General features: G+C 56.9%; 16 protein-coding genes. 12 read left to right on the forward strand and 4 right to left on the reverse strand.

Features of this window, described 5'->3' with window-relative positions; translation table 11 throughout:
• Nucleotides 1-49: 49 nt before the first annotated feature.
• The 4 genes from ytfR (at nucleotide 50) to C1N69_RS02350 (ending at nucleotide 5,241) form a co-directional block, all read left to right on the forward strand.
• Entirely contained in the window at nucleotides 50-1,552 is a 1,503-nt protein-coding gene (gene ytfR / locus C1N69_RS02335; protein ID WP_045284441.1) for a galactofuranose ABC transporter, ATP-binding protein YtfR, read from the forward strand.
• Between the two features lie 10 nt (nucleotides 1,553-1,562).
• Entirely contained in the window at nucleotides 1,563-2,588 is a 1,026-nt protein-coding gene (ytfT, locus tag C1N69_RS02340; protein ID WP_167514955.1) for a galactofuranose ABC transporter, ATP-binding protein YtfT, read from the forward strand.
• Nucleotides 2,575-3,576: a galactofuranose ABC transporter, permease protein YjfF gene (yjfF, locus tag C1N69_RS02345; protein ID WP_021240694.1), complete on the forward strand. Its 1,002-nt coding sequence runs from the start codon at nucleotides 2,575-2,577 to the stop codon at nucleotides 3,574-3,576. The genes ytfT and yjfF overlap by 14 nt, the downstream gene beginning before the upstream one ends.
• A 93-nt stretch (nucleotides 3,577-3,669) precedes the next feature.
• Nucleotides 3,670-5,241, forward strand: coding sequence for a methyl-accepting chemotaxis protein (locus C1N69_RS02350; protein WP_045284442.1), 1,572 nt, complete (start codon nucleotides 3,670-3,672; stop codon nucleotides 5,239-5,241).
• On the opposite strand, the gene C1N69_RS02355 is transcribed toward C1N69_RS02350, so the two are convergent.
• Nucleotides 5,213-5,569, reverse strand: coding sequence for a helix-turn-helix domain-containing protein (locus C1N69_RS02355; RefSeq protein WP_059385672.1), 357 nt, complete (start codon nucleotides 5,567-5,569; stop codon nucleotides 5,213-5,215). The two genes, C1N69_RS02350 and C1N69_RS02355, sit on opposite strands and share 29 nt — an antisense overlap.
• 150 nt (nucleotides 5,570-5,719) lie before the next feature.
• Nucleotides 5,720-6,718 carry a class 1 fructose-bisphosphatase gene (fbp, locus tag C1N69_RS02360; RefSeq protein WP_025759072.1) on the reverse strand — a complete coding sequence of 333 codons (999 nt, stop codon included), beginning with the start codon at nucleotides 6,716-6,718 and terminating at the stop codon, nucleotides 5,720-5,722.
• Between the two features lie 197 nt (nucleotides 6,719-6,915).
• On the opposite strand from fbp, the gene mpl reads away from it, so the two are divergent.
• A complete protein-coding gene (gene mpl / locus C1N69_RS02365; protein ID WP_045284444.1) occupies nucleotides 6,916-8,295 on the forward strand; it encodes a UDP-N-acetylmuramate:L-alanyl-gamma-D-glutamyl-meso-diaminopimelate ligase in 1,380 nt (459 codons plus the stop codon).
• Between the two features lie 101 nt (nucleotides 8,296-8,396).
• On the opposite strand, the gene yjgA is transcribed toward mpl, so the two are convergent.
• Nucleotides 8,397-8,948 (reverse strand): ribosome biogenesis factor YjgA, encoded by a 552-nt coding sequence (yjgA, locus tag C1N69_RS02370; protein WP_008501414.1) that lies wholly within the window; start codon nucleotides 8,946-8,948, stop codon nucleotides 8,397-8,399.
• Between the two features lie 95 nt (nucleotides 8,949-9,043).
• Here yjgA and pmbA point away from each other — a divergent pair, with 95 nt between their 5' ends.
• Entirely contained in the window at nucleotides 9,044-10,396 is a 1,353-nt protein-coding gene (pmbA, locus tag C1N69_RS02375) for a metalloprotease PmbA (protein ID WP_032672597.1), read from the forward strand.
• A gap of 37 nt (nucleotides 10,397-10,433) precedes the next feature.
• Entirely contained in the window at nucleotides 10,434-10,820 is a 387-nt protein-coding gene (gene cybC / locus C1N69_RS02380) for a cytochrome b562 (protein WP_104556456.1), read from the forward strand.
• Between the two features lie 70 nt (nucleotides 10,821-10,890).
• Here the strand turns inward: cybC and C1N69_RS02385 are convergent, their stop codons facing one another.
• On the reverse strand, nucleotides 10,891-11,046 hold the full coding sequence (locus C1N69_RS02385) for a Hok/Gef family protein (protein WP_094917717.1): 156 nt from the start codon (nucleotides 11,044-11,046) through the stop codon (nucleotides 10,891-10,893).
• 417 nt (nucleotides 11,047-11,463) lie between these two features.
• Between C1N69_RS02385 and C1N69_RS02390 the strand changes: the two genes are divergently transcribed.
• The 5 genes from C1N69_RS02390 to C1N69_RS02410 are packed head-to-tail and all read left to right on the forward strand — an operon-like array spanning nucleotide 11,464 to nucleotide 13,930.
• Nucleotides 11,464-11,802 (forward strand): glycine dehydrogenase, encoded by a 339-nt coding sequence (locus C1N69_RS02390; protein ID WP_025759077.1) that lies wholly within the window; start codon nucleotides 11,464-11,466, stop codon nucleotides 11,800-11,802.
• Nucleotides 11,803-11,812: 10 nt separating this feature from the next.
• A complete protein-coding gene (locus tag C1N69_RS02395; protein ID WP_006810339.1) occupies nucleotides 11,813-12,175 on the forward strand; it encodes an SFCGS family glycine-rich protein in 363 nt (120 codons plus the stop codon).
• Between the two features lie 2 nt (nucleotides 12,176-12,177).
• Nucleotides 12,178-12,477, forward strand: a complete 300-nt coding sequence (locus C1N69_RS02400) for a DUF4312 family protein (RefSeq protein WP_006810338.1) — start codon at nucleotides 12,178-12,180, stop codon at nucleotides 12,475-12,477.
• Between the two features lie 22 nt (nucleotides 12,478-12,499).
• Nucleotides 12,500-13,276, forward strand: a complete 777-nt coding sequence (locus C1N69_RS02405) for a DUF4311 domain-containing protein (protein WP_025759080.1) — start codon at nucleotides 12,500-12,502, stop codon at nucleotides 13,274-13,276.
• Nucleotides 13,277-13,288: 12 nt separating this feature from the next.
• The gene (locus C1N69_RS02410) at nucleotides 13,289-13,930 is read left to right on the forward strand and encodes a DUF4310 family protein (RefSeq protein WP_008501407.1); all 642 of its coding nucleotides are present in this window, start codon (nucleotides 13,289-13,291) and stop codon (nucleotides 13,928-13,930) included.
• Nucleotides 13,931-13,961: the final 31 nt, after the last annotated feature.

Raw genomic sequence — 13,961 nt, forward strand, 5'->3', positions numbered from 1 at the left:
ATAGTCCCCTCTCCCCTCCGGGGAGAGGGTCAGGGTGAGGGGGAAAACCATGACCACTGAACAACACCAGGCAATCCTCCGCACAGAGGGCTTGAGTAAATTTTTTCCCGGCGTAAAAGCGCTGGATAACGTTGATTTCAGCCTGCGGCGCGGTGAAATCATGGCGCTGCTGGGGGAAAACGGGGCGGGAAAATCAACGCTGATTAAAGCCCTGACCGGCGTTTACCACGCCGATCGCGGCACCATCTGGCTGGAAGGTCACGCCATTTCACCGAAAAACACCGCTCATGCCCAACAGCTGGGGATCGGGACGGTGTACCAGGAGGTGAACCTGCTGCCGAATATGTCGGTGGCGGACAACCTGTTTATTGGCCGGGAGCCACGACGCTTTGGCCTGCTGCGCCGCAAAGAGATGGAGGCGCGTGCCACGAAGCTGATGGAATCATACGGCTTCTCCCTCGACGTTCGCGAGCCGCTAAACCGTTTTTCCGTGGCGATGCAGCAGATAGTCGCCATCTGTCGCGCCATCGATCTCTCCGCAAAAGTGCTGATCCTTGATGAACCCACCGCCAGCCTTGACACCCAGGAAGTGGAGATGCTCTTTACCCTGATGCGCCAGCTGCGCGATCAGGGGGTCAGCCTGATCTTCGTCACCCACTTCCTCGATCAGGTGTACGAGGTGAGCGATCGCATTACGGTACTGCGTAACGGTAGCTTTGTCGGCTGCCGTGAAACCCGCGAGCTGCCGCAGATCGAACTGGTCAAAATGATGCTGGGGCGTGAACTTGAAACCAACGCCCTTCAGCGTGCAGGCCGCACGCTGCTGAGCGAAAAACCGGTCGCCGCCTTCAGCGATTATGGCAAAAAAGGGGTGATCTCGCCGTTTAACCTGGAAGTCCGCCCGGGCGAAATTGTCGGCCTGGCGGGCTTGCTGGGCTCCGGACGCACCGAAACCGCCGAAGTGATCTTCGGGATCAAACCTGCGGACAGCGGCACTGCGCTGATCAAGGGTAAACCGCAAACCCTGCGATCGCCGCATCAGGCCTCCTGTCTTGGCGTCGGTTTCTGCCCGGAAGACCGGAAAACGGATGGCATCATTGCCGCGGCCTCGGTGCGTGAAAATATCATTCTGGCCCTGCAGGCGCAGCGCGGCTGGCTGCGGCCAATCCCCCGCAAAGAGCAGAATGCGATTGCGGAGCGCTTTATCCGCCAGCTCGGCATCCGCACCCCGAGCGCGGAACAGCCCATTGAGTTTCTCTCCGGCGGCAACCAGCAAAAAGTATTGCTGTCACGCTGGCTGCTGACCAAACCGCAGTTCCTGATCCTCGATGAACCGACCCGCGGCATTGACGTGGGGGCGCACGCCGAAATTATCCGCCTTATTGAAACGTTGTGTGCGGACGGCCTGGCGCTGCTGGTCATTTCGTCTGAGCTGGAAGAGCTGGTGGGCTATGCCGATCGCGTGATTATCATGCGCGATCGCAAACAGGTGGCAGAGATCCCGCTGGATAAGCTGTCCGTTCCGGCGATCATGAATGCCATTGCGGCATAAGGAGTGAATCGTGATGTCCCGTTCGCTTTCGCAAACTGGCGCAACAAAGCGCCGCTTCAACTGGCCAACCGGCACGCCACAAATCGCGGCGCTGCTGGTGGTACTGCTGGTTGATAGCCTTGTCGCACCGCATTTCTTCCAGATTATTGTTCAGGATGGTCGCCTGTTTGGCAGCCCGATAGACATCCTGAACCGGGCTGCGCCCGTGGCGCTGCTGGCCATCGGGATGACGCTGGTCATTGCCACCGGCGGGATCGATCTCTCCGTCGGCGCGGTGATGGCCATCGCCGGGGCCACGGCAGCCTCGATGACCGTGGCCGGGCACAGCCTGCCGGTCGTCCTGTTGGCGGCATTAGGCACCGGCGTGCTGGCAGGATTATGGAACGGCATTCTGGTGGCGGTGCTGAAAATTCAGCCCTTTGTCGCCACGCTCATTTTGATGGTCGCCGGGCGCGGTGTGGCTCAGCTCATTACTTCCGGGCAGATTGTCACCTTCAACTCGCCGAACCTGGCGTGGCTCGGCAGCGGCAAGCTGCTGTTCTTCCCCACGCCGGTGATCATTGCTCTGGTCACGCTGGTGGTGTTCTGGCTCTTCACCCGTAAAACGGCGCTGGGGATGTTCATTGAAGCCGTCGGGATCAATATTCGCGCGGCACGCAACGCCGGGGTCAATACGCGGCTGATGGTGATGCTGACCTACGTGCTTAGCGGTGTGTGCGCCGCCATCGCCGGGGTCATCGTCGCGGCAGATATTCGTGGAGCCGATGCCAACAACGCCGGACTCTGGCTGGAGTTGGATGCGATCCTGGCAGTGGTGATCGGCGGCGGATCGCTGATGGGCGGGCGCTTTAACCTGCTGCTCTCGGTGATTGGCGCGCTGATCATTCAGGGGATGAACACCGGGATCCTGCTTTCCGGTTTCCAGCCGGAACTCAACCAGGTGGTAAAAGCGGTGGTCGTGCTCTGCGTGCTGATCGTCCAGTCACCGCGCTTTGTCAGCATCATTAAGGGGATCCGTGGCCATGATAAAACGTAATTTACCGTTAATGATCACCCTGGGCGTGTTTGTGCTGGGGTATCTCTACTGCCTGACCCAGTTCCCGGGGTTTGCCTCGACGCGTGTGATTTGCAACATCCTGACCGATAACGCCTTTTTAGGGATTATCGCCGTCGGCATGACGTTTGTGATCCTCTCCGGTGGGATCGATCTCTCCGTCGGCTCGGTGATCGCCTTCACCGGCGTGTTCCTCGCGAAGGCGATCGGTTTCTGGGGGATCTCTCCTCTGGTGGCCTTCCCGCTGGTGCTGGTGATGGGCTGCGCGTTTGGTGCCTTTATGGGGCTGTTGATCGACGCGTTAAAGATCCCGGCCTTTATCATTACCCTCGCGGGCATGTTCTTCCTGCGCGGGGTGAGCTATCTGGTGTCGGAAGAGTCAATTCCGATTAACCATCCGGTGTACGACACGCTCTCCAGCCTGGCGTGGAAAATCCCCGGCGGCGGTCGTCTGAGCGCGATGGGGCTTCTGATGCTGGGCGTGGTGGTCATTGGCATCTTCCTTGCCCACCGTACCCGGTTTGGCAACCAGGTTTACGCCATTGGCGGCAACGCCACCTCGGCAAACCTGATGGGGATCTCCACCCGCAGCACCACCATTCGCATCTATATGCTCTCGACCGGGCTGGCGACGCTGGCGGGTATAGTCTTCTCGGTTTATACCCAGGCGGGCTACGCGCTGGCAGGGGTGGGCGTCGAGCTGGATGCCATTGCCTCGGTGGTCATCGGCGGCACGCTGCTCAGCGGTGGAGTGGGAACGGTGCTGGGAACGCTGTTCGGCGTGGCCATCCAGGGGCTGATCCAGACCTATATCAACTTTGACGGTACGCTCAGCTCCTGGTGGACGAAGATCGCCATCGGCATATTGCTGTTTATCTTTATTGCCCTGCAGCGCGGTCTGACGGTGCTCTGGGAGAACCGCCAAAGCTCACCTGTTACCCGCGTAAACACGTCGGTAACAGAGCGATAACATGCTGAATTTGCTTAAAGTCTAAACATTTTCCGGTAGCGGCCGATACTCTTTTTTTATGCCCAGAAATATCTCGCTACCGGAAATAATATCATGCTTAAAACGCTATCGATTCGTACCGGCTTGCTCTCTTTACTGGCCGTTATGACCCTTCTGCTGCTGATTGTCAGCGGCATTGGCATTTATGCCCTCACACAGAGTTCTTCTTCACTGCAGCGTATCAACCACCTTCAGGGTGAGCAGATGGTGCAGCTTAATTCTGGCTATACGCTGATCCTGCGTGCGCGCAATGAAGCGGGCCAGGCCGTCCGGATGATGGAAATCGGTATGCTGGACGATGCCTCCAGAGCGGTAAAAAATATCAATCAGGAAGTCGCCCTGGCCCAGAAAACGCTGAAAGGCGTGATCGACGGCGGCGTGGCTGACGAGCAGGGACAACAGCTTCTCAATAACGTGGCGACCACGCTGGCGGCGTATAACCAGCAGGGGATCAACCCGATGCTGAAAGCCCTGAATGACCAGAGCGCTGACAATTACTACGATCTGCTGGAAAACGCCCTGATCCCGGTGGCGAAGCAGTTTGATAACGCTATGCAGGCGTTTCAGAAATGGAGTGAAGCGCGAGGCCAGGCAGAAGTCAGTGCCGTGCAGGCGAGTAAAACCCGCGTACTGATCCTGATTATCGTCGCAGCGCTGCTGACGGCAGGCATTATCGTGCTGGCCTGGCTGGTGTTGCGCCATATGCTGCTCAAGCCGCTCTCGGCGTCAATCGCTCAGCTGGAGAACGTGGCGGCGGGTGATTTAACCCATACGCTAAATGCGCCCGCGAGCCAGGAATTTAACCGTCTCAATGCCGCCATAGAGGAGATGCGTCAGTCGCTGATGAACTCGGTGCTACGGGTACGTGATGCCAGCGCGCAAATTGACACCGGCAGCCGCGAACTGACGGCGGGGAACCGGGATTTGGCCGAGCGCACTGAATCCACCGCCACGTCGCTGGAACAGACGGCCGCCAGCATGGAAGAGATCACCGCCACGGTGAAACTCAACGCCGATAACGCCGAGCAGGCGCACCAGCTGGCGAAATCGGTGTCTGATACTGCGGATCATGGCAGCGAAATGGTCTGCTATGTGATTGAGAAAATGCGGGATATCTCCGGCAGCTCGGCGCGTATCGCCGACATTCTGAGCGTGATTGACGGCATTGCCTTCCAGACCAATATTCTGGCGCTTAACGCCTCCGTGGAAGCGGCGCGCGCGGGCGAGCAGGGGCGCGGGTTTGCCGTCGTCGCGGGCGAAGTGCGAAACCTTGCCAGCCGTAGCGCCGACGCGGCGAAAGAGATCCGCTCACTTATCAGTGATTCGCAGACCCACGTTAACGAGGGCAGCGAGCTGGCTCAGCAGGCAGGCGAGACAATGGATGAGATCGCAACCGAAGTGCTGCGCATGACGAAACTGATGCGCGAAATTGCCACCGCGTCCCAGGAGCAGAGCCGCGGCATTGAGCAGGTGAATATTGCGGTGAATCAGATGGACGAAACCGCGCAGCAGAATGCGGCGCTGGTGCAGCAATCCTCCGCCGCGACCCGCTCCCTTGAGGAGCAGTCGCGTCAGCTGATGGACGCCATGTCCTCATTCAAAGTGACGACTCAGAACGCGGCATAATATTGCCCAGCCCCGGTACGTTTTGTGTCGGGGTTTTATTTCTCGCAGAATTGACTGCAGCGATATTATCGTGAATATCGCCCATTAATATTTCCAGCGAACTGGTTAGGGCTAATGCTTTTTCCGTCGGCTCGAGATATAAACCTTTGCGGAAAAATAGCGGCTCATCAAACAGTTGATTAAAACGTTTCAGTGCCAGACTCACCGCGGGGCGGGACATGTCGAGACGCACCGCCGCCTTTGCCATGCTGCCGCAGCGGACGATCTCAATAAAAACAGGGATAAGATTTAAATCAATACCGGTATTAGCACGAGAATAATTTTTCATTGCGATTCTGCTCCACGAAATATCTGTCAAACTGTTATGGAAATAATGCAGGAGCAGTGCTCAGGATTAAAGCATGTTTTTTATAAACACTTATACGGTAAAATATATAAATGAGCAGGGGAGCCAGACGGGCTCCCCTGAAGAAAGGTATTACGCGTCCGGATACTCACGGATAAAACGTTCAACGTCTTCAACCATGTGGTTGTTGCCGACGAAGAATGAACGACGCTGGTGCAGGCTTTCCGGCACGATATCCAGAATACGCTCTTTACCGTCGCTCGCCTTGCCGCCCGCCTGTTCGGCCAGGAACGCCATCGGGTTGCATTCATACAGCAGGCGCAGTTTCCCGTCCGGGTGGCTTGCGGTGCTTGGATAGAGGTAGATACCGCCTTTCAGCAGGTTACGGTGGAAGTCCGCAACCAGAGAGCCAATATAGCGGGATGTGTACGGGCGCTGCGTCGCTTTATCTTCTTCCTGGCAGAATTTGATGTACTTCTTCACACCGTTCGGGAACTTGATGTAGTTTCCTTCGTTGATGGAGTAGGTACTGCCCTTTTCCGGGAAGCGCATACGTTCCTGACACAGGCAGAAGACGCCCAGGGAAGGATCGTACGTAAAGGCGTGAACCCCGCACCCGGTGGTATACACCAGCATGGTGGAGGATCCATACACGACGTAACCGGCAGCAACCTGCTTATTGCCCGGCTGCAGGAAATCTTCTTCGGTCACCGGCGTGCCAACAGGCGTGACGCGGCGGTAGATGGAGAAAATGGTACCGACAGAAACGTTAACATCGATGTTGGAGGAGCCGTCGAGCGGATCCATCAGAACAACGTATTTCGCGTGTTCACACCCTTCGAAAACAACAATTTCATCTTCTTCTTCGGAGGCGATACCCGCAACGATGTCGCGCGCGCGCAGTGCAGCTTTCAGTTTTTCATTTGCGAACAGATCGAGTTTCTGCTGAACCTCGCCCTGAACGTTCTCGGCACCGCTGGCACCCAGGATATCGACCAGACCGGCCTTGTTGATATCACGGTGGATGATCTTAGCGCCCAGCTTTATTGCCGACAGCAAAGCAGTGAGTTCACCGGTAGCATGAGAGAACTCGTGCTGCTTTTCGACAATAAATTCACCTAACGTTTTCATAACACTTTCCCTGCATCTTTGTGAGTAAAGCGATTGTATGTTCACTAAAACGACTAAAGCCCAACAATCTTAACAAAGATTCAAATAGTAGCGCAGAGGTGAATCGCGCCAGCAGGATACGGATTTTCCTGAAATGCGTTTCACAGCCGCTAACATGTGAGTAAAATGTGCGCCACATTGAAGAAGGATAGTGACGTATGCGCATTCATATATTGGGGATTTGTGGCACTTTCATGGGCGGACTGGCAATGCTGGCGCGCTCGCTGGGCCATGAAGTGACAGGTTCGGACGCCAATGTGTATCCGCCAATGAGCACGCTTCTGGAGAAACAGGGCATCGCGTTGATTCAGGGCTACGATGCCAGCCAGCTGGATCCCGAGCCGGATCTGGTCATCATTGGCAACGCGATGACCCGCGGCAATCCGTGCGTTGAGGCGGTACTGGAACGCAATATTCCGTTCATGTCCGGCCCGCAGTGGCTGCATGATTTCGTGCTGCGTGACCGCTGGGTGGTTGCCGTTGCCGGGACCCACGGCAAAACCACCACCGCCGGGATGGCGACGTGGATCCTTGAAGCCTGTGGCTATAAACCGGGCTTCGTGATTGGCGGCGTACCGGGTAATTTCGACGTCTCTGCGCGCCTGGGTGACAGCCCGTTCTTTGTTATCGAAGCCGACGAGTATGACTGCGCCTTCTTCGACAAACGTTCCAAATTCGTCCATTACTGCCCGCGGACGCTGATCCTCAATAATCTTGAGTTCGACCATGCGGATATCTTTGACGATCTGAAAGCCATTCAGAAGCAGTTCCACCATCTGGTGCGCATCGTGCCGGGCCAGGGCCGCATCATCCTGCCGGAAAACGACATCAACCTGAAACAGACCCTGGCAATGGGCTGCTGGAGCGAGCAGGAGCTGGTGGGCGAGCAGGGCCACTGGCAGGCGAAGAAACTCAACGCGGATGCCTCGGAGTGGGAAGTGCTGCTCGACGGTGAAAAAGTGGGTGAGGTGAAGTGGGGCCTGGTGGGTGAACACAACATGCACAACGGCCTGATGGCGATCGCGGCCGCACGCCATGTGGGCGTTCAGCCTGCGGATGCGGCGAACGCACTGGGCTCGTTTATCAATGCCCGTCGCCGTCTGGAGCTGCGCGGTGAAGCCCACGGCGTCACGGTGTATGACGATTTCGCACACCATCCAACGGCGATTCTGGCGACGCTTGCGGCCCTGCGCGGCAAAGTCGGCGGTACCGCGCGCATTCTGGCGGTGCTGGAACCGCGTTCGAACACCATGAAGATGGGGATCTGCAAAGACGATCTCGCGCCCTCTTTAGGGCGTGCCGATGAGGTCTTCCTGCTGCAGCCGCAGCATATTCCGTGGCAGGTGGCGGAAGTGGCCGATGCCTGCATCCAGCCGGCGCACTGGAGCGCGGATGTGGATACGCTGGCGGAGATGGTGGTGAAAGCGGCCCAGCCGGGCGACCATATTCTGGTGATGAGTAACGGCGGTTTTGGTGGGATCCATCAGAAGCTGCTGGACGGTCTGGCGAAAAAAGCGGAAGTGGCCGCCGACGTGTAAAAAAAAGCCCGGTGGCGCTTGCGCTTACCGGGCCTGGATTTTGCACGACCTTGTTGGCCGGATAAGGCGTTTACGCCGCCATCCGGCGCAAAACGCATGGATTACTCTTCGTTCTCAGACAGCTCACGCAGATACTGGAAAATCAGGCGCGCAGACTTCGGCGGCTTATTCCCTTCTTTCTCTTTCTTCGCGTTACGGATCAATGAACGCAGCTGCTGGCGGTCGGCATCCGGCCACAGGTTCAGGACTTCCGGTACGGCGTCATCACCCTGTTCAATCAGACGATCGCGGATCTGCTCCAGCTTATGGAACAGCGCAACCTGCTGGTTATGGCGGTTTTTCAGCTTGTCCAGCGCCTGGCGGATCGGATCAACGTCGCGCTGACGCAGCATTTTACCGATAAGCTGAAGCTGGCGACGACGGCCTTCTTTTTTGATTTTCTGTGCCAGTTCAATGGCATCACGCAGATCCTGGTCGAGCGGGATCTTGTCCAGCGCGTTTTTACCCAGTTCCACCATTTCTGCGCCAAGCTGTTTTAACTCTTCGGCGTCGCGTTTAATTTCACTTTTACTGACCCAGATGATCTCATCATCTTCGTCTTCGATGTCATCACCGGGAACGTCGTCGAGCCAGTCTTCGGGCTGCTTAGTCATGTCAGGCTCCTTAAAAAAAGAGGCTAATGTTACCAGTTAAGACGCGCACTGAAAAACGGTTCTCTGTTAGACTTCAGTTAACTCTCTCTTACAGTATGGCATTTGCGATGAAAGTAACCTCACAAGTTGAAGCGCAGCGTAAGATTCTGGAAGAAGCCGTCTCCACCGCGCTGACGCTCGCTTCAGGTAAATCAGATGGCGCCGAAGTGGCGGTCAGCAAAACCACCGGTATTAGCGTGAGTACCCGCTATGGCGAAGTGGAAAATGTAGAATTCAACAGCGATGGCGCGCTTGGGATCACGGTGTATCACCAGAATCGCAAAGGCAGTGCCTCCTCGACCGACCTCAGCCCGGATGCCATTGCCCGTACGGTGCAGGCGGCGCTGGATATCGCCCGTTATACCTCGCCAGACCCTTACGCTGGCGTGGCGGATAAAGAGCTGCTGGCCTTTGATGCCCCGGATCTCGACCTTTTCCACCCGGCGGACGTCACCCCGGACGAAGCCATTGAACTGGCAGCCCGCGCTGAGCAGGCTTCCCTGCAGGCCGATAAACGTATTACCAATACCGAAGGCGGCAGCTTCAACAGCCATTACGGCATCAAAGTGTTCGGCAACAGCCACGGCATGCTGCAGGGCTACTGCTCCACCCGTCATTCGCTCTCCAGCTGCGTGATCGCCGAAGAGAACGGCGACATGGAGCGCGACTACGCCTACACCATTGGCCGCGCGCTGGGGGATTTACAATCTCCGGAGTGGGTCGGTAAAGAGTGCGCCGAACGCACGCTGTCGCGCCTGTCACCGCGTAAACTCTCCACCATGAAGGCCCCGGTCATTTTTGCCAATGAAGTGGCGACCGGACTGTTTGGTCATCTGGTGGGCGCTATCGCGGGCGGCTCCGTGTACCGTAAATCGACCTTCCTGCTCGACTCGCTGGGCAAGCAGATCCTGCCGGACTGGCTGACCATCGAAGAGCATCCGCACCTGCTGAAAGGACTCGCCTCCACACCGTTCGACAGCGAAGGGGTGCGTACCGAACGTCGTGATATCGTCAAAGACGGCGTGCTGACCCAGTGGCTGCTGACCAACTACTCCGCGCGCAAGCTGGGGCTGAAAAGCACCGGGCACGCAGGCGGTATCCATAACTGGCGCATCGCCGGACAGGGCCTGAGCTTCGAGCAGATGCTGAAAGAGATGGGCACCGGGCTGGTCGTCACAGAGCTGATGGGCCAGGGCGTGAGCGGCATCACCGGGGATTACTCTCGTGGTGCGGCGGGCTTCTGGGTTGAAAATGGAGAAATCCAGTATCCGGTGAGCGAAATTACCATTGCCGGCAACCTGAAGGACATGTGGCGCAACATCGTTACGGTCGGTAACGATATTGAAACACGTAGCAATATACAGTGTGGTTCAGTTCTTCTGCCCGAAATGAAAATTGCGGGTCAATAAAGATAGCGTTTTGTTAATAATAAAAAGGAAGTGAGCAATGCGTAAACATCTGTTAGCGATCGTCGCGGCTTCAACGCTGGTTCTTGGCTCTTCTGCGTTTGCTGCCGATCTTGAAGACGACATGGGCATCCTCGGGCAAAACCTGAAGGTGGTGCAGAAAGCGGACAATGCGGCGGAAATGAAAGACGCGCTGACCAAAATGCGTGAAGCGGCGCTGGATGCCCAGAAAGCAACACCGCCTAAGCTTGAAAACAAAGCGGCAGACAGTGCCGAGATGAAAGACTACCGTCACGGCTTTGACGTGCTGGTAGGGCAAATCGACGGTGCGCTGAAACTCGCCAACGAAGGCAAAGTGAAAGAAGCCCAGGCGGCGGCCGAGCAGTTTGTGACGACGCGCAACACGTATCATAAAAAGTACCGTTAATTGGGTGCCTGAGCTGTACGTCCTTTCCCTGTATGTGGAGGCGCACTGCGCGCCTCCACAAATTTGCTCCCTACTTGCCGGAGCGACAATCCATCCGCGCTATCACTTCAAGCGAGCCGTTTCGAAAACGGATCTCGCACAGTGTTTTCCTCGTCACCAGCGTTAAGATGATTATTGTCAAAGCAACAATCATCAAAACCCGGATAATTGGGGATTGGCGTTTCATGGATGCCTCCTTGCTTTAAAGCGGGCGAGGTAGCGAACTCCACGGTCGTGACGTGTTGTTTCGAGCCCCCGCCCTGATTTTTTATCAGGCGGGGCTTTCCACTTTCCGTCCCTTGCCTGAGACGGTCAGTCTCAAGCACCCGTCGCCACTCTAGCGAATCCCCATAAGAAAACCTTATCTACATCACATTTCTACGAGCCGACTCGTAATCTTTTCCACTTCGCTGACCTGTTCCTTGCCGCGTAATAGCGTGATATTCATCACGTAAATACAGCGGTTTATCCAGATTCAGCGCATTTATGTGGCACAGATCACTGCTGCGGCCCGCCTTTCCACTTCGAAGTGGAAAACAACTCGCTACAAACCCTTTCCCCCCGCCGTTAGTTTACTTACAGAGCCATTAACGGGGTAAGACCAGTGAGTAACGGAGCGGTAATGAACGACGTTGGGGAACAGGCAGTGCAAACAGAGCAGCTTGCGAACACGATGCTGCAGCAGGTTTATGCCCTGCTGGCCCGGCACAACATCATCCCCAATGCGGTACAGGAGCAGATGCTCACCTCCCACGTTCGTGCGATGGCGCACCGGTCCGTGACCGGCGAGCCGCTGCCGGAGGTTGAAGCGGAGCTGTTCGACGAAATTTCACCGGATTCAATGCGGCTGGCACGTGAAGTGGTGGCGCAGTTTGGCAACCTTCCTGATGAAGAGGCCTGGCTGCTCTCCGTTCACTTTGAAGTCGCGAAAGACAACCTTTAAGGAGCAACACATGGAACAGATTACAGTCGTGATTGGCGATCGCCTGGGTAAAGGTCAGAAAGTGGCCGCTGGTGTGGAAAAAGCGGGTGGACGCGCGGTGGTTGTGCCGGGCATGGCCGCGGATATGAAGCTGGGCGACGTGATGAAAGCGGAAAACGCCACCTTCGGTATCTCCTTCTGCGGTAGCGGCGGCGCGGGCGCCATCACCGCCCAGACCAAATATGGCTACAAAGCCAAATACGGTATGCGTTCCGTGGATGAAGGTGTGACTGCCATCAACGAAGGCTGCAACGTGCTGGGCTTTGGCTTTATGGATAAAGAAGAGCTGGGCGAGCGTCTGGTGCAGGCGTGGCAGAAAAAATACGGCGCATAAGCATGAAAGAACAGTTCACAACCACGGTGAGAGTGAAGGGGAAAGGCGACGCCAAAGCGCGCGCCTTTGCCGACGCGCTCAACCACGTTCAGGCCGCGGTGATGAAAGCCTCACCGCATATCTTACTGCGTATTGAGCCACAGGATGTGCAGGTCGTTCAGGCGCAAGAAGCGGTGCGAAAAGAAGCCTTTCTGTTCTTCTTTCTGCGCCGGGAAAGACGCACCTACAGCGTGGAGCTGGATGTGACCGTCAACGTGACCGCCATCAATCTTGACCAGGTGGATTTCGTCACGCAACGCTGATTATTCATAAAAGGGCAGACTGATGTTCTTAATTATATTAATAAAATCGCTCATCATCGGCGGCCTGGTAGGCGTCGGTGTCGGGGCCGGGGCTGCACGCATGTTTCATGCGCCTACCACACAGGGGATGGGCGCGTTTCGTACGTTAGGGGAGCTGAACTCCTGCGAAGGGGATCCGGCGTCTCACTTCTCCTTTGGGTTAGGTTTCTTCTTTAACGCCTGGGCCTCTTCCGTGGCCGCAGGGGCTTTCACACAGGACGTTGACCACCGCATCATCCCGAACTGGGGTGCGGCTGCACTGATGATCAAAAACCGTAACGTCGGCGAAACGCTGCACGACCCGCGCAAAATGGCGATTGCCTGCGGCGTGATCGGCATGGTCGTCGTGACCTTCCTGAACCTGACCGCCTCCTCGGTCCCTGCCGCACTGCAGGTCACCGCCGTGAAGGTGCTGGTGCCGGCGGCGAACCTGCTGGTCAACACCGTGATGCCGGTGATTTTCTGGCTGGCGGCCATCGATGCGGGTAAAAAATCGGGCTTCTGGGCCACCATCTTCGGCGGCGCAGCGCAGCTGATTATGGGCAACGCCGTACCGGGCCTGGTACTGGGGATCCTGATCGGTAAAGGCGTGGAAGAGAGCGGCTGGAACCACGTCACCAAAGTGATGATGGCGGCTATCGTCCTGCTCTTCGTGCTGAGCGGCTTCTTCCGCGGCTTCGACATGAAGATGATCGAATCCTTCCATCTGACCGTGCCGAACTGGCTCGACATGATCCACAACTCGCTCAGCGGTAAATAACAGGAGCCTGCAATGGAACAGAATAAAGGTTTTTGGTATGCCGACTGGTCGTTCCCGATCTTCGTTGGCCTGCTCTCCTCCGGCGTGTTCGCCGGGACGCACATGTATTACCTCTATGGCATCGGCGCGTTTAACGAAGTGGCCTTCGTGGCGATGCTGAAAGCGGGGATTGATACCGGCGTCTACGGCGCGGTGGCGGCGTTTGGCGCCAGCTTCCTGTTCGCCCGTATTATCGAAGGATCGCTGGTCGGTATTCTCGACATCGGCGGCGCCATCCAGACCGGCGTGGGGCTGGGGGTTCCGGCACTGCTGCTGGGGGCGGGCATCATGTTCCCGGTGACCAACTTTATTGCCGCGCTGATCACCGGCCTGGTGATTGGTCTGGCGATTGGCTACGTCATTATCCTGGCGCGTAAGTTCACCATCAACCAGAGCAACTCCACTTACGGCGCAGACGTCATGATGGGCGCAGGTAACGCTTCTGGCCGCTTCCTGGGGCCGTTGATTATCCTCAGCGCCATGACCGCCTCCATCCCGATTGGCGTGGGCTCCCTGCTGGGCGCGCTGCTGTTCTACATCTGGCAGAAGCCAATTACCGGTGGCGCCATTCTGGGAGCAATGATTTTAGGCTGGCTGTTCCCGGTCGCCCTTTAATACCTGCGGGCGCGCTGGCGCCCGCCTTATC

The organism is Enterobacter sichuanensis (genome assembly GCF_009036245.1).
Taxonomy (GTDB): domain Bacteria; phylum Pseudomonadota; class Gammaproteobacteria; order Enterobacterales; family Enterobacteriaceae; genus Enterobacter; species Enterobacter sichuanensis.

Coding starts and splice junctions, on each gene's coding strand:
- C1N69_RS02355 (WP_059385672.1), bottom strand. CDS start 5,569: ATGAAAAATTATTCTCGTGCTAATACCGGTATTGATTTAAATCTTATC.
- C1N69_RS02400 (WP_006810338.1), top strand. CDS start 12,178: ATGAAAGAACAGTTCACAACCACGGTGAGAGTGAAGGGGAAAGGCGAC.
- C1N69_RS02395 (WP_006810339.1), top strand. CDS start 11,813: ATGGAACAGATTACAGTCGTGATTGGCGATCGCCTGGGTAAAGGTCAG.
- C1N69_RS02410 (WP_008501407.1), top strand. CDS start 13,289: ATGGAACAGAATAAAGGTTTTTGGTATGCCGACTGGTCGTTCCCGATC.
- ytfR (WP_045284441.1), top strand. CDS start 50: ATGACCACTGAACAACACCAGGCAATCCTCCGCACAGAGGGCTTGAGT.
- yjgA (WP_008501414.1), bottom strand. CDS start 8,948: ATGACTAAGCAGCCCGAAGACTGGCTCGACGACGTTCCCGGTGATGAC.
- fbp (WP_025759072.1), bottom strand. CDS start 6,718: ATGAAAACGTTAGGTGAATTTATTGTCGAAAAGCAGCACGAGTTCTCT.
- C1N69_RS02350 (WP_045284442.1), top strand. CDS start 3,670: ATGCTTAAAACGCTATCGATTCGTACCGGCTTGCTCTCTTTACTGGCC.
- cybC (WP_104556456.1), top strand. CDS start 10,434: ATGCGTAAACATCTGTTAGCGATCGTCGCGGCTTCAACGCTGGTTCTT.
- yjfF (WP_021240694.1), top strand. CDS start 2,575: ATGATAAAACGTAATTTACCGTTAATGATCACCCTGGGCGTGTTTGTG.
- pmbA (WP_032672597.1), top strand. CDS start 9,044: ATGGCATTTGCGATGAAAGTAACCTCACAAGTTGAAGCGCAGCGTAAG.
- C1N69_RS02405 (WP_025759080.1), top strand. CDS start 12,500: ATGTTCTTAATTATATTAATAAAATCGCTCATCATCGGCGGCCTGGTA.
- mpl (WP_045284444.1), top strand. CDS start 6,916: ATGCGCATTCATATATTGGGGATTTGTGGCACTTTCATGGGCGGACTG.
- C1N69_RS02385 (WP_094917717.1), bottom strand. CDS start 11,046: ATGAAACGCCAATCCCCAATTATCCGGGTTTTGATGATTGTTGCTTTG.